The organism is Veillonella dispar (assembly GCF_937975875.1).
Taxonomy (GTDB): Bacteria; Bacillota; Negativicutes; order Veillonellales; family Veillonellaceae; genus Veillonella; species Veillonella dispar_B.
The window spans coordinates 1-15,080 of record NZ_CALJSP010000048.1 but is presented as its reverse complement, the minus strand read 5'-3'; the positions used below and the strand labels follow the sequence as shown (position 1 = coordinate 15,080).

11 protein-coding genes are annotated in these 15,080 nt (G+C 40.1%); 9 read left to right on the top strand and 2 right to left on the bottom strand.

Annotation, left to right across the window (positions count from 1 at the left end; translation table 11 throughout):
• The first annotated feature begins 1,098 nt into the window (after positions 1-1,098).
• The 9 genes from dnaA (at position 1,099) to Q7P05_RS02400 (ending at position 10,753) form a co-directional block, all read left to right on the top strand.
• Complete coding sequence (gene dnaA, locus Q7P05_RS02440; RefSeq protein ID WP_303930254.1) at positions 1,099-2,676, top strand: chromosomal replication initiator protein DnaA; 1,578 nt, start codon at positions 1,099-1,101, stop codon at positions 2,674-2,676.
• Between the two features lie 407 nt (positions 2,677-3,083).
• Positions 3,084-4,196 carry a DNA polymerase III subunit beta gene (gene dnaN, locus Q7P05_RS02435; RefSeq protein WP_054747902.1) on the top strand — a complete coding sequence of 371 codons (1,113 nt, stop codon included), beginning with the start codon at positions 3,084-3,086 and terminating at the stop codon, positions 4,194-4,196.
• A 151-nt stretch (positions 4,197-4,347) separates the two neighbouring features.
• Positions 4,348-4,581: an RNA-binding S4 domain-containing protein gene (locus Q7P05_RS02430; RefSeq protein ID WP_004692943.1), complete on the top strand. Its 234-nt coding sequence runs from the start codon at positions 4,348-4,350 to the stop codon at positions 4,579-4,581.
• 3 nt (positions 4,582-4,584) lie between these two features.
• A complete protein-coding gene (gene recF / locus Q7P05_RS02425) occupies positions 4,585-5,685 on the top strand; it encodes a DNA replication/repair protein RecF (protein WP_119209023.1) in 1,101 nt (366 codons plus the stop codon).
• Entirely contained in the window at positions 5,672-6,574 is a 903-nt protein-coding gene (locus Q7P05_RS02420; protein WP_303930253.1) for a DUF721 domain-containing protein, read from the top strand. Before recF ends, Q7P05_RS02420 begins: the two co-directional genes overlap by 14 nt.
• Before the next feature lie 13 nt (positions 6,575-6,587).
• Entirely contained in the window at positions 6,588-6,836 is a 249-nt protein-coding gene (locus Q7P05_RS02415) for a DUF370 domain-containing protein (protein ID WP_105086251.1), read from the top strand.
• Between the two features lie 75 nt (positions 6,837-6,911).
• Positions 6,912-8,813 carry a DNA topoisomerase (ATP-hydrolyzing) subunit B gene (gene gyrB / locus Q7P05_RS02410; protein ID WP_303930252.1) on the top strand — a complete coding sequence of 634 codons (1,902 nt, stop codon included), beginning with the start codon at positions 6,912-6,914 and terminating at the stop codon, positions 8,811-8,813.
• Positions 8,814-8,823: 10 nt separating this feature from the next.
• Positions 8,824-10,305, top strand: coding sequence for an amino acid permease (locus tag Q7P05_RS02405; protein ID WP_105089997.1), 1,482 nt, complete (start codon positions 8,824-8,826; stop codon positions 10,303-10,305).
• 130 nt (positions 10,306-10,435) lie between these two features.
• Complete coding sequence (locus tag Q7P05_RS02400; RefSeq protein WP_005384805.1) at positions 10,436-10,753, top strand: YbjQ family protein; 318 nt, start codon at positions 10,436-10,438, stop codon at positions 10,751-10,753.
• A 55-nt stretch (positions 10,754-10,808) separates the two neighbouring features.
• Here the strand turns inward: Q7P05_RS02400 and Q7P05_RS02395 are convergent, their stop codons facing one another.
• Together Q7P05_RS02395 and Q7P05_RS02390 are read right to left on the bottom strand one after the other, a co-directional pair.
• Entirely contained in the window at positions 10,809-13,871 is a 3,063-nt protein-coding gene (locus Q7P05_RS02395) for an efflux RND transporter permease subunit (RefSeq protein WP_303930251.1), read from the bottom strand.
• Positions 13,868-14,932 (bottom strand): efflux RND transporter periplasmic adaptor subunit, encoded by a 1,065-nt coding sequence (locus Q7P05_RS02390; RefSeq protein WP_303930250.1) that lies wholly within the window; start codon positions 14,930-14,932, stop codon positions 13,868-13,870. The genes Q7P05_RS02395 and Q7P05_RS02390 overlap by 4 nt, the downstream gene beginning before the upstream one ends.
• Positions 14,933-15,080 lie beyond the last annotated feature (148 nt).

The window sequence follows — 15,080 nt, the reverse complement described above, 5'->3', positions numbered from 1 at the left end:
AATAGATGTGGTTTTCTCCCTCCATACGACACGTAAGTCGGTCAAAAATCCACATCTATTCCTGCTCCCAACACATTCTAATGACTACTATAACACCTACCACCAGTATAAAAAGTAGTATCAGTTTTATAGCAAATCAATAAAAGTCTTTCAGAATACGGATCTAAGATTTAACAAATTTTACCTTTTATCCTCTTGAAGGGAAAGGGAGAAATTGATGTTACGTTTCCAAAAGAGGGCTCCTTCATCGCTCCATACGACGCGTAAAGTCGCTCAAAAGGACCCTATATTCCCTCCCTAAGTAAATCCTAATGTCAACTTACACACCACTACACGATGTAAACGTAACATCAATTTATAGCAACACAAGAACTCACATTCTAATCTTTTTATATAAGACGAATTTACCTTTTGATCTCTAGTTAGAGAAAGGGGAGGAATAGATGTGGTTTTCTCCCTCCATACGACACGTTTCGATCAAAAATCCACATCTACTCCTAACACTTCCTCTAAAAAAATCACTAGTTTGTCATTTTTATTGATCATTTAGTTTTGATTATCTGAAGGTTGATGCTGTTATGTTCATCAATTACTTTTTCGTCTATGTGTATTGTAATCATAAAAATTATCTTATAGGAGGAGGGGACTGAAAACTACTTTTTGAGTGACTTACGCGTCGTATGGAGCGATAAAAGTAGTTTTCAGTCCTCCCCCAAAAGTAATTGATGAACAAAAGATGAGGTAACTACTAAGTTATTAACACTTCTCCTTCAGATAATCAAAAGTTATCCACAGAATAAATGACAAACTAGTGATTTTTTGGTACAATCATAACTGAAATTAGGAAAAAGTATATATTTTTATAAGTTTTTGTTGGATAACTTTTAAGGTTATCCACATTTTTTCTCTTTTAACCTGTGTAATCTATAAAGTCAGTTATTATCTGGTTGGAAGAGAATTTTATTTTCACTTATTCACAGGTTGTGCACAGGTTATTCACAGGAATAACAGGTTTTTCCACAGCTTTTACAAGAGTTATACACATTATTCCTAAAGTTATACACATTTATCGCAATAGTTATACACAAGAGGCACGTCATGCAATCATTTGATTTGAATAATATATGGGAACATATATTGCAAGAGGCGAAAAAGAACATGCAACATTTGCCTGACGCGTTGTACTTGCGCGTCACGTCATCGTTGATTCCCATGTCTCTCGAAAGTCATTCGATCCATATTGGGGTCATGCAAACATTTGTTAAAAACTTAATCGATCAGCAGCCACAGATTAGCAAGGCTTTGCAGGATGCTATCACTACGGTTATCGGTTCTCATCGTGATATGGTGTTATTCGATTTCAATCAAGAGAGTGTAGATACTATCTTTGTTGATGAAAGTCTCATCGATGATGCACCTGTAGTGGCTCCGCCGATGCCATTATCTCCAGTAGTAGAGGAGAAAACGCATCAAGAGGAGTTCTATAAACCAATCTATCAAGAGCCGGTCTACATCGATCGCGCACCAGCACCTGTGGAAATCCCAGATGAGCCAATGGTAGCGCCTAGTAAAACAGTTGAAACTACAACACCTACATTACAGTCTGATAATGTACCTGTGGATTTATCTTTATCTAACCTAAATCCAGCATACCGCTTTGACAACTATGTAACAGGCAATGCAAACCGCATTCCATTTGGAGCGGCTCAAAATGTAGCTGAGTACCCAGGCGGCGACTATAATCCGCTCTTTATCTATGGTCCATCAGGTCTAGGTAAAACGCATTTGATGCACGCCATCGGCAATGCTATCAAGGAAAATCATCCACACATGAAGGTTATGTCCATTACAAGCGAAAACTTTATGAACATTTTCGTCGAAACATTGCAACGTAACCAAGGTAAATTGTTCCGCAACACGTTCCGCAATATCGACGTGCTCATGATTGATGATATTCAGTTTCTTGAAAGTCGTGAAAGTACGAAAACTGAGCTATTTAATACGTTCAATGAGTTATTAAATAACAACAAACAAATCGTACTTACTTCTGATACGATGCCAAACGATATGGAGCAGTTCGAAGATCGTCTTCGTTCTCGTTTCCAAGCTGGCTATATTGCAACAATGGAAAATCCAGATTTAGAAACGCGCATTGCCATCTTTAGATCTTTATTGGAACGAGAATATAAGAAAAACCGCGTTATCCGCATCGATAACGACTCCATCAACTACGTGGCGTTACAATTTAGCGAAAACGTCCGCGTGTTGCAAGGTGCTTTCACAAAACTCATCGGTACCGCATCCATCGATCAACGTCTTGAATCTATCGACCTAGAATACACTAAACAAGCCTTGGCTGGCCTCGTTCACACAGAAGAGGTGAACATGGTGACTATTGAAAGTATTCAGAATTTTGTAAGTTCTTATTTCAATATTAAAAAGCAAGACTTGCTCGGTAAGAAGCGTAAAGCACAGTTCGCATTCCCACGGCAAGTGGCCATGTATCTATGCCGCGATATGATCAATGAAAGTTATCCGCAAATCGCAGCTGCATTCTCTCGTGACCATACGACAATTCTCCATGCATACGATAAAATCACGAAGGAAATTGAACGAAACGAAGAAACTAAGAACATGATTTCTGAAATTAAACAGAAATTAACAACCTGTGGATAACTCTGTGGATATATTGTGCGTAACTTTGTGGATATCCTAAAAAACGTACTCCGCTGTGAGTATGTGGATAAGTGGTTACAAACTATCAACATAGTTATACACAACCGAGAAATTGCACAGTTAGTAGCGCCAATTCACTTTTACACATATGAACAGGCCCCTACTATTACTACTACTAAAACTAACAAACAATCAAAAAAACAGTAGAAACAGATCTATCGCAGAATATCTATAGAGCATCTACGATAGCAAACATAGAATATTACAAACAAGAGAAGTAGTTATCAGTGCTTCTACACTATATGGAAATAGTACCTACAAACAATATATAAATTAGTAGAGCAAAATAGTAATCTACAAATCTAATAATACTAATAACAAACATACAAATTATAAAGGAGTAACATATGCATATTACATTTCCAAAAGCAAATCTCCAAAAAGCAATCAACGTATTGCAAAAGGTATCTCAAAATAAAACAAGTTCCAACTTACCAGGCGCTATCTACATGACAACAAAAAATGGTCAAGTAGAATTACAAGGTAACGACTTTGAGCTGGGTATTCGTTTAACAATCGACGGCGACATTAAAGAACCTGGCACATTAGTTGTAGGTTCCCGCTACTTCCAAGAATTAATTCGCAAATTACCAGGCGATACCATTGAACTTTACAAACCAGAAGATGGCAATTCTTTAACCATCACATCTGGCTCTTCCGAATTCAACTTGGTAACATTGCATCCAGATGATTTCTCCTTAGTTGAACAAATTCACGACCAAGATCATGTAAACATCGATAGCTTTGCAATGAAAGAACTCATCGATTTAACAAACTACGCAGCTGCTACAGACGAAGATCGTCCTGTATTTACTGGTGCTCTTCTTGAAATCAAAGAAAACGAAGTAACAATGGTTGCTACTGATACACACCGCATGGCTGTTAAGAAAATTACCATCGATGAACCAGCAACTACACCAATGCGGGCTATCATTCCTACAAAAACTTTGGCTGAAGTATCTCGTTTGTTACCAACAGATAATCCAGCCATGATCAACATCATTTGGAATCGTACACAAATCGTATTCAACTTTGAATCGATTTACATTATTTCTCGTTTAATTGAAGGCACATATCCTGAATATGAAAAGGTTATTCCTTCCCAATTCGACTCTAGCGCTGTTATCGACCGCCGCGAATTCGCTGGTGCTGTTGACCGCGTATCCTTATTGGCTAAAGACATCAGCTATAACGTAATTCGTTATGATTGGGCTGAAAGTAATGTAACATTGTCTACTCAAAATACTGAAATCGGTATGGCAAAAGAAGACGTAGCTGTTGAATTTAAAGGCACACCTTTCACAATCTCCTTCAACGGTCGCTACATCTCTGACATCTTGCGCCACAGCACAGGTGATAATATCCACTTGTTCTTAAAACAAAATGGTCCTGTTGTCATTCGCCAAGACAATAATCCGAACTATACATACGTAGTAACACCAGTTCGTACGAATGCTTGATCTTAAATACGATTGTTTTTTTTAAGAACAATATTATTACGTTGTATATTTTATTGTATTAATATACATATCTTTATTAGGTAATGATGATTAAAAGTCATCGTTACCTAATTCCCATATAGTTATAAATTGTCCACTATAGGAGGACGTTATGAAAGAGCAACAGCAGGTACCCATTCATACGGAGTACATTCAGATTGATCAGTTGTTGAAGTTAGAAGGTATCATCGAAACAGGTGGTCAAATTAAATCCTTTATCGATGAAGGCATCCTTACTTTGAATGGTCAAGTTGTAACAGAAAAACGCAAGAAGTGTCGCGTTGGCGATGTTATTTCTTGCGAAGGTCTCGATGTAGATCTCGTAATTACTCAAGAGGAGGCTTAATCGGTGAGAATTGACTCACTGCAATTATTCCAGTTTCGTAATTATAAGGATGTAACGATTCAATTCAATCCTGAGATTATCGTTTTACACGGCACTAATGGGGCTGGTAAGACGAATATCCTCGAATCTATTTATGTGGGTACCATTGGTAAAAGCCATCGGACCAACGATACGTCAGATATGCTCATGTTCAATGCTGAGGAAGCTGGCATTGTCGTTAAGTTCGAGAAAAAGGATACGCCACAAAAGGTAAATATTAAGTTATTCCGCCAAGGTCCTAAGGATATTCGATTAAACGATACTAAAATATCTCAAAAGGAACTGATTGGTACATTAAATACAGTTATATTCTGTCCTGAAGATTTACAACTCATCAAGGGAACTCCGTCGGGTCGTAGACGTTTCCTCGATATGGAAATCTCTCAGACTAGCGCTACGTACTATCATCAGTTGATGCAGTATAATCGGTTATTACAGCAGCGTAATGCAATCCTTAAAGAATATAGAGGGAAGCAAAACATTCCTCTTGAAGAATGGGATTTGCAATTAGCCGATATGGCGAGTTTTATCGTAAAGAAACGGTTAGAAAGCTTGAAGAAAATTAACCTTCTCATCGATTTGATGAACCGTAAATTGACGGGTGGCCTCGAGAATTTGACCATTGGTTATGAACAGCCCTATATGGATAATGGATCCTTAGAATTTACAAAGGAAGGCTTTTACGAGCGCATTAAAGCAGCGTTGCCCCAGGATCGTCATAGGATGACCACCAGCGTAGGTCCTCACCGCGATGATCTTAGATTTTTCTCTGATGCGATGGATTTAAAGAAATTTGGATCTCAAGGGCAGCAACGAACAGCTGTATTGTCCTTAAAGTTGAGCGAGCTTGAGTTTATTAAGTCCGAGGTTGGGGAATATCCAGTTCTGCTACTAGATGATGTATTGAGCGAACTTGATGAATCGAGACGAGCGAATTTATTGCAGTTTATTCATAAACGTATTCAAACATTTATTACTACTACAGATATTCACGATTTTAAAGATTTGAAATCGGTTCAATTTATTTCTTGTGAAGGAGGAAAGGTTCAGTATGGACAGCCTTGATCTTTGTTTACCAAAGGCCTTATCAAAACTGAATTTACTGGAACAATATAAATTAAATACCCTCGTTCACAAGTGGCGTGATGTAGTGGGCGATGTCATTGCAGATCATACGAAAATTGTATCTATTAAGCCTCCAGACATGGTTATTAGTACAGATAACTCCATGTGGATGCAAGAATTACAGATGCAAAAACGGCGTATCATTGAGGCTGTTAACAAGTATTACCATCAAGAGGTCATCAAAGATATTCGCTTCATTATGAAACGTCAGAGCTATGTGAAAGCAAATACTGATACATCGATTTCATTGCCTGATGAACAGATTATTACAAAACGGATTAATTTCGCAGATATCGTGCTTTCAAAAGAAGACGTAGAAGCCATCGATAAGTCGTTAGAACAAACGGATAACGAAGAATTACGAGCTGCTTTCAGAAAAGTGCAAATTACGGCTCGAAAGCGTGAAATCTATTTAGAGCAGCATGGCTATCATCGTTGTGGTCGATGTGGCATGCATATGGAATCTAAACGGGACATCTGTCCTACTTGCGAATATGAATTGCATCGAAAACATATTAAGGACATTAAGTCAGTTATTAGAAAGTATCCGTACTTTAAATACAGCGACTGTCAGCAATTTATACAGTGTACCTTCCCAGATTTTGCAGAAGCGATGCGGGAATCCATATACTTTTACCTAGATAAAATTTACAAAGGTTCTATCAATCGCCGTCATATGTATATGGTGGCGATGCTCATTACGCACAAAAAGCCTGATGAGCTAACAGACCAGCATGTTATTAATTTATGTAACAAATATCGGTCTAAGTTCCTTGCTGAAGAAGAACAGCGCAAAATTGATGCCCTTAATGGGACATTAGAAAAGTAGAGGGGGCATTCCTATGTACGTTCATATTGGGGATACCGTTTCCGTGCCTATTGAATCCATCATTACCATGGTGCACGCCAAGGGCGGAAAGTCCCATAAAAGTCCTATTCATCACTATGAAACGCTAGAGTATATCGCTATGGTACCAGAGGAGCAGATCAAGACCTATGTGGTCACTGATGATTGCGTTTATGGATCTGGTATTAGCATTAAGACTTTAATGAGACGAATTGACGAGTTTTATAGTATAATAAAGAGATAAGATTTATTCTGTACATGTGTTGTACCAAATTTCAATCCAGTACAGTGTGATAGATTGTTAGGAGGAGTTTGTTTCATGCCTGAAGAAAATTATGGCGCTCAGAATATACAGGTTCTCGAGGGTCTTGATGCGGTACGTAAACGCCCTGGTATGTACATTGGTAGTACGTCCATTCGAGGTTTACATCACCTCGTTTATGAAGTAGTAGATAACTCTGTTGACGAAGCGCTCGCAGGTTACGCTACACATATCGAAGTATCCATTAATGAAGATAACAGTATCACTGTTGTCGATGATGGTCGTGGTATCCCTACAGGGATGCATGAATCCGGTATGTCTGCGGTAGAGTTAGTATTAACAAAATTGCATGCTGGCGGTAAATTTGGCGGTGGCGGCTACAAGGTTTCTGGTGGCCTTCACGGCGTAGGTATTTCCGTAGTAAATGCGTTGAGTGAATGGACTAAGGTTCAAGTATCTCAAAATGGTATCGTTCAAGAGATTTCCTTTGCTCGTGGTCATAAAACTTCTGAGTTACATGAAATCGGTAAAGCAGAAGGTACTGGTACTACTGTTATCTTCAAGCCAGATGCTGAAATCTTTGAAACTACAGTATTTAACTTTGATACATTGAAAATTCGTTTACAAGAATTGGCATTCCTTAATAAAGGTCTTCGCATTACATTGAGCGATTTGCGCCAAGAGGAGCCTCGTGTTGAAAGCTTCCACTACGAAGGTGGTTTGAGTTCTTTCATTACCTTCTTGAACGAAAATAAAGAAGTAGTAAACCCAACTGTAATTTACATTGAAAGTACAAAAGACGACGTAGTTGTAGACGTAGCATTGCAATATAACGATAGCTACAGCGAAAACTTGTTGTCCTTCGTAAATAACATCAATACCATTGACGGTGGTACTCACCTTTCTGGTTTCCGTGCTGCCTTGACTCGTACCCTCAATGATTATGGCCGTAAATCTGGTTTGATCAAGGAAAATGAGTCCAACCTTTCCGGTGAAGACGTACGTGAAGGTTTGACAGCTGTTGTATCTGTAAAAGTATTGGAACCTCAATTTGAAGGCCAAACAAAAACTAAACTTGGCAATAGCGAAGTTAAAGGTATTACAGATGTTATCGTATCTGAAGGTCTTAGAACATTCTTCGAAGAACATCCTCAAGATGCGAAGAAAATCATCGAAAAAGCAACAATGGCAAGCCGTGCTCGTGAGGCAGCTCGTAAAGCCCGTGACTTAACTCGCCGTAAAAATGCGTTGGAAGTATCTAGCCTTCCTGGTAAATTGGCAGATTGCTCCGAAAAAGATACATCTATGACTGAAATTTATCTAGTCGAAGGTGACTCTGCGGGCGGTTCTGCAAAACAAGGTCGCGACCGTCGTTACCAAGCGATTTTGCCATTGCGTGGTAAGATCCTTAACGTAGAAAAAGCGCGCCTTGATAAGATTTTAGCGAATAACGAAATTCGTTCCATGATTACCGCTTTCGGTACTGGCATTGGTGAAGAATTCGATATTACAAAATCCCGTTACAACAAGATTATCATCATGACAGATGCGGACGTTGACGGCGCTCATATCCGTACCTTGTTATTAACATTCTTCTACCGCTATATGAAACCATTGGTAGAGGAAGGTCATATCTATATTGCTCAACCACCGTTGTACCAAATCAAGAAGGGTAAATCCCACTGGTATGTATACTCTGATGCAGAGCTTACTGCTAAGCTTGATGAAGTAGGTCGTGATGGTATCACTATCCAACGTTACAAAGGTTTAGGTGAAATGAATCCTGAGCAATTATGGGAAACTACTATGAACCCTGAAAATCGTACGATTTTACAAGTTAGCTTAGAGGATTCCATTGAAGCTGACAAAATCTTTACAGTTCTCATGGGCGATAAGGTAGAACCTCGTCGTAAATTTATTGAAGATAACGCAAAATACGTGCGTAATCTAGATTTATAAGAGGTGACCCATGGCTGAAAATCAAAATAATAATGTAGAGTTTACCTCTAATAAAGATCAACATTTAAAACGTTCCTTAAAAGCGCGTCATATGAATATGATCGCTTTAGGTGGCGCTATCGGTACTGGCTTATTCGTAGCTGGTGGTGAAGTAGTAAGCACAGCAGGCCCTGGTGGTGCGCTTGTAGCTTACGGTCTCATCGGTATTATGGTGTACTTCCTCATGACATCTCTTGGGGAAATGGCTACATACTTGCCGATTCCTGGTTCCTTCGGGACCTATGCAAAACGCTATGTAGACCCTGCCTTTGGTTTTGCCTTAGGTTGGAACTATTGGTTTAACTGGGCTATTACATTGGCTGCTGAAGTATTGGCAGGGGCTCTTATCATGAAATACTGGTTCCCTGATGTGCCTGCCATCGTATGGTCTGCTCTGTTCTTGCTCGTTTTATTCGGCTTGAATTATTTGTCTACTCGTTCCTTTGGTGAAAGTGAATATGTATTCTCTAGCATCAAGGTTATTACTGTATTCGTATTCCTGTTCTGTGGCTTCATGCTAATCTTTGGCATTGGTGGCACATCTCCAGGATTTGCGAACTGGACAGTAGGGGAAGCGCCATTCGTAGGTGGTTGGGAATCAATTCTCGCTATCTTCATGGTAGCTGGTTTCTCCTTCCAAGGTACTGAGCTTATCGGCGTTGCTGCTGGTGAAGCAGAAGACCCTGAAAAGAATGTGCCAAAAGCAATTAATACAATCTTCTGGCGTATCTTATTGTTCTATATCGGTGCTTTCACAGTTATCGGTTTCTTAATTCCGTACACTGATCCAAATCTATTGAATTCTAGTGTAGAGAATGTATCTATTTCTCCATTCACACTCGTATTTGACCGCTTTGGTTTTGCCTTTGCTGCTAGCTTCATCAATGCTATCATCTTAACGGCAGTACTCAGTGCTGGTAACTCTGGTCTATATTCTTCTACGCGTATGCTCTACGCACTCGCTAAAGAAGGTCAAGCACCAAAAATTTTCGCTAAGCTTAATAGCCGTGGCGTTCCAGTGCCAGCGTTAATCTTAACAACAGCAATCGGTTTATTTGCGTTCCTTACAAGCTTCATCGGCGAAGGTACTGCATACACTTGGATTGTTAATATCTCCGGTCTTTGCGGCTTCATCGCATGGGTTGGTATCGCTGTTTCTCACTATCGTTTCCGCCGTGCCTTCATTGCACAAGGTAGAGATCTTAGTGAATTACCTTACAAAGCGTGGTTGTTCCCAATTGGTCCAATCTTGGCGTTCATTCTTTGTGTCATCATCATTGCTGGCCAAAACTACTCCGCTTTCACAGGCGATACAATCGACTGGTATGGCGTATCCGTTGCGTACATCGGCTTGCCAATCTTCTTCGCAGTGTACTTAGGTTACAAATACATCAAGAAAACAAAACTTGTTCCATTGAAAGAGGTTAACCTAGACCGCGATTTCGATAAATAATAACATAATTAGACCTGTTCATTATGAAATAGTGAACAGGTCTTTTTTATATAATATGTGATTGTATTTCGGTGAAAGCCTTGCTATAATTAATCAAAATATATTGTAGTCAATTAGAGAGGATACAATTATGATTATTACTACAACTATGCATATTGAAAATAAACCTGTACAAGAGTACAAGGGTATCGTATTTGGTGAAGTCGTAGAAGGCCGTAACTTTGTGAAAGATTTCATGTCTGGTATTCGCGACATCGTTGGTGGCCGTAGTGGCAGCTATGAAAACTCCTTAATGAATGCACGCCAAGCAGCCCTTGATGAAATGTCTCAACGGGCTTCTAAAATGGGTGCTAATGCTGTTATCGGCGTATCCTTCCAATACAGCACAGTAGGTGCAGAAAATGGTATGCTCATGGTTACATGCAATGGTACAGCCGTTGTAGTTTAATAGGTAATAAAAATCCCCCTAATAATAGTGTTAAAACTATATTAGGGGGAATTTTTTATTTTATCTTATACCATGTTGCATACATGACTGGTAGTACGATGAGTGTTAGAACAGTTGCCACTAGTAGGCCACCACTAAAGGCGATAGCAAGTGGGCTCCAGAATACAGATCCCATGAGAGGAATCATGCCTAAAATCGCTGCGATAGCGGTGAGCATGATAGGGCGGAAACGAAGTGTAGCGGAGTTGATAATCGCTTCACGAGGTTCTTGACCTTCTGCTTTGTGGATTTCGATTTGGTCTAACAAGATAATGGAGTTACGGATGATCATACCCGAAAGGGCAATGATACCCAGAATAGCCATAAAGCCCAATGGCGTTCTCGTAATATTCAGAGCTAATACAACGCCGATTAATCCGAGAGGAGCTGTGAGCAAGGCCATAAACATGAGAGCGATACGCTTTAATTGGAACATGAGGATTGTCATGATTACAAAGAGCATAATCGGCATTGGTGTTAACAGATTTTGTACAGCTGTTACACTCTTTTCAGCGGCCCCATCAAGTTCAATGGTATACCCTGTAGGCAAGGAATCGCGAATGTCTTGTAAGGATTTATATACCTCTTTTGTTTTCGCATTGCCTAGGACGCCAGCATTTACATTAGCGTGAATGCTGATGGTTGGCATCATGTTGCGATGCCAGATGATACCATCCTCTTGGGTCATGGTGATGGTTGCAATTTGGCTAAGCGGTACATAGGAACCATTGCCTGTTTGAATTGGTAAGGAGGACAGAGCACTTAAGTTGTGTTGTTCATTATCTCCTAAGCGGAATGTCACAGGAATTGTTTGGTTACCTTCGTAGTATTCTCCAGATTTTGTACCGGATAATAAACTTTGCAAGTGTAAGGATACGGCATAGCTATCGATACCGAGTAAGCGAGCTTTGTTAGGATCGATATGAATATTGGCTACTGGTTCCGTATCTGGCCAGTCAAAGGCTATGTTATGCAAATCCTTATCGCCTTGCATCTTATCTTTTACCTTGTTGGCAATTTCTTTTACCACCTTTTGATCAGGTCCAGAAACGCGGAGCATAACTGGATATTTGGATGGTGGACCAATTTGTAAGAATTGCGTATTTACAAGGGCTGAAGGGAATTCTTCATTTAAGTATGGAGTCAATTCAGCATATAGTTTATCGCGGTCCTCTAAGGATTTTGTGACGATTACATATTGCAAGAAATTGTTCCGTTGCAATTCCGGTTCCAAGGTGAGGACGAAACGTGGAGAACCTTGTCCGATGTAAGATGTAAAGGTTGAAATATGTTCGTTACCTTGTAAATGTTCGTCGATAATTTTAGCTTGGTTTGCAGTATATTCGATGGACGAACTTTGAGGGAATTGCATGGATACTATGATTTCATTACGCGTTGATGATGGGAAAAATTCCTGTTTGATCAATGGTAGTGAAAGTAGGGATAATACAAAGGCACCTAAGGTGATGAGTAATACTACCTTATGATGACCTAAGGCCCAATGTAACAGTCTTTCAAACTTGTCATAGAATGTAACACTGAGCTTGTGCATGATATGGTCTCGTTTAGTCCATTCTGATTCAGGTTTTGGAGCCTTGTTTTCGATGATTTTATAACCTAGAACAGGGCTGACGAGAACAGAGGCGAACCAAGATAGGATGAGCGCCATAAATACAACAATAGATAGAGATTTTGTAAACTCTGCTACCATGCCTTCTGCGAGTGCTAATGGCAAGAAGCCTGCACAGGTAATGAGCGTACCAGATAGCATAGGGAACGCTGTCGATTGATAAGCAAAGGTAGCGGATCTAAAGTGCCCCCAACCTTCTTCGAGCTTAACGCTCATCATTTCTACAACGATGATGGCATCATCTACGAGGAGGCCTAGAGCTAGTATTAACGCACCTAGACTAACTTTGTGCAGATAAATGCCGCTTTCATACATCAAAATAAATGTAGTAGATACGACGACTGGAATAGTGAGGGCTACGACCACACCTGTACGCAAGCCAAGGGATGCAAAGCTTACGAGCAATACGATGGAGATGGCTTCAAATAAGGATTGTGAGAAGTCCCCAATGGATTCTTTAACAATATGTGGCTGGTTAGATACTTGATCGAGTTCAAGGCCTGCAGGGATGGTTTTCTTCAATTCTGCTAGCTTTTTATCGATAGCTTCACCAAATTCTATATTATTGCCACCTGCATCCATGGAGATGGCAATACCGATAGCCGGCTTGCCTTCATAGTAGAATTGAGGATCACTAGGGTCTTGGTAGGTCATGGTTACATCAGCCATGTCGCCAAGGCGCAAGGTTTGATTATTGATACGAATTGGCATATCTTGTACGGCTTGCGGACTATCGAATAGACCGTTCACGCGTAGATATACATTATTCGTATCCGTCGTAATCATACCAGCTGGAACCATCATACTTTGCTGTTTAATAGCCGTTAATAGCTGTTGTGTACTGATTTTATAGGATGCTAGTTTATCCTTATTAATCGTTACATTAAGGGTTTGTTGTTGAACCCCAATGAGGCTGATTTTCTTAACATTTGGAACAGATAAAAGCTGACGTTTTAAGTCTTCTGCTTGTTGTCGCTTTTCTTCATACGAGAATTCATCGCCGCTAATAGCGTAGATAATGCCGTATACATCATCGAATCTGTCGTTGATAGTCGGTCCTTGAACGCCTTGTGGTAATGACTTCCATTCGTCGTTGATCATGTTCCGCGCTTCTTCCCAAGCGGGACGTATTTTATCAGATGGTAGATTTTCTTTCAGATTAATATAAATAACTGATTTGCTGCCATCTGTGAAAGATTTTGTATAATCGACGCCAGGTAGGTCGCGCAGTTTTTCTTCTAATTTGTCCGTTACCTGATCCGACATTTCTTGAGGGGAAGCCCCCGGCCAAGCAACGCCCACAACCATAGTGCGCATCGTAAAGTCTGGGTCTTCCATACGTCCCATATGGTTGTATGAGAAGATACCAAAGGTGAGGAGCACAGCCATGAAGTAGTAGATAATGGACTTATGTTTGAGGGCCCATTCGGCTAAGTTAAATTGTTTCATTGACTCACCGCCGTCCCTTCTTGTAATTGTTGGGTACCTGCGGTGATGACAATGTCACCCTTAGCTAAACCAGATGTGACGATGACGGAGTTCTTACCAAATTCACCTGTCTTAATTGGCACGAGATGAGCTTTTTTGTCTCGAATGATATACACTGCATTATTGCCGTTAGAGTCTTTCACAAGAGCCGTCAATGGAATGGAAATATTGGTGCTATCTGTAGTAGATAGATTAGCATTGATCGTCATTCCTAGTTGTACCTCTTTTGGAGGATTTTGTAAGGTAATTTTTACGGTATACGTTCTTGCCACAGGGTCAGGAACTGGTGAAATTTCACGGACCACACCTTGCACGGTTACATCAGGTAGAGCCCAGAATGTAATAGTGGCAGGGCTACCCACATGAACCTTAGTTAATTCTTGCTCAGGAAGGGCAATGACTGCTTCTGGGTCGCGACCAGCTGCTAAGGTACCAACGTTTTGACCAGCTGCTACGACTTGGCCTGTTTCAATATTGAAAGCTGTAATAATACCTGTATCAGGAGCGGTCAAATTAGTATAGCTATTTTGATTGCTACTCAAATTGAGGCTAGCCTGTGCTTGTTGTAATTGAGCAGAGGTAGCATTCAATTGGTTTTCTGCTTGGTCTAATTGCAATTTACTAATCGCTTGTTGTGCATAGAGTTCGCGATATCGTTTAGCATTGGTTTCTGCTAATTCATAGGCCGATTGAGCAGCTTTCACAGCACCCTCAGCATTTTGTACCTGAGCAGATGTATCTGAACCATTGATTTGAGCAATCATTTGTCCTGCTTGAACCACATCACCAACATTTACGAATTTATTGATGACGCGCCCACCAATTTGAAAGGCCAAGTTGGTTTCTGTTTTATTATGGATGGTGCCTGCATAGCCAGCGCCAGTAGTGCCAGATTCTTCAACGATGGTGATAGTACGCACCTTGAGGCTTGTATCCTCAGGTTGCTTTTCAGATCCACAACCACTTATGAGGGCAGTCCCTATTAAGAGGGCTCCTATGGTTGCTATGACTCGTTGATTCATAGAATCTCTCCTTTATACCACACATAAGCCCTATGACACACAACTACATAGATGCAGCATTCATAGGACTCCATATTATGAGAGTAGATCTAAATTAGCCATTAAAATTATAGTAATTAATAGCTCTATTAGGTCTGATTATATATTT

What these genes read in the sequence shown, in the direction of transcription:
- gyrB (WP_303930252.1), top strand. Translation starts at nt 6,912, where the DNA reads ATGCCTGAAGAAAATTATGGCGCTCAGAATATACAGGTTCTCGAGGGT.
- dnaA (WP_303930254.1), top strand. Translation starts at nt 1,099, where the DNA reads ATGCAATCATTTGATTTGAATAATATATGGGAACATATATTGCAAGAG.
- Q7P05_RS02395 (WP_303930251.1), bottom strand. Translation starts at nt 13,871, where the DNA reads ATGAAACAATTTAACTTAGCCGAATGGGCCCTCAAACATAAGTCCATT.
- Q7P05_RS02405 (WP_105089997.1), top strand. Translation starts at nt 8,824, where the DNA reads ATGGCTGAAAATCAAAATAATAATGTAGAGTTTACCTCTAATAAAGAT.
- Q7P05_RS02390 (WP_303930250.1), bottom strand. Translation starts at nt 14,932, where the DNA reads ATGAATCAACGAGTCATAGCAACCATAGGAGCCCTCTTAATAGGGACT.
- Q7P05_RS02415 (WP_105086251.1), top strand. Translation starts at nt 6,588, where the DNA reads ATGTACGTTCATATTGGGGATACCGTTTCCGTGCCTATTGAATCCATC.
- Q7P05_RS02430 (WP_004692943.1), top strand. Translation starts at nt 4,348, where the DNA reads ATGAAAGAGCAACAGCAGGTACCCATTCATACGGAGTACATTCAGATT.
- Q7P05_RS02400 (WP_005384805.1), top strand. Translation starts at nt 10,436, where the DNA reads ATGATTATTACTACAACTATGCATATTGAAAATAAACCTGTACAAGAG.
- Q7P05_RS02420 (WP_303930253.1), top strand. Translation starts at nt 5,672, where the DNA reads ATGGACAGCCTTGATCTTTGTTTACCAAAGGCCTTATCAAAACTGAAT.
- dnaN (WP_054747902.1), top strand. Translation starts at nt 3,084, where the DNA reads ATGCATATTACATTTCCAAAAGCAAATCTCCAAAAAGCAATCAACGTA.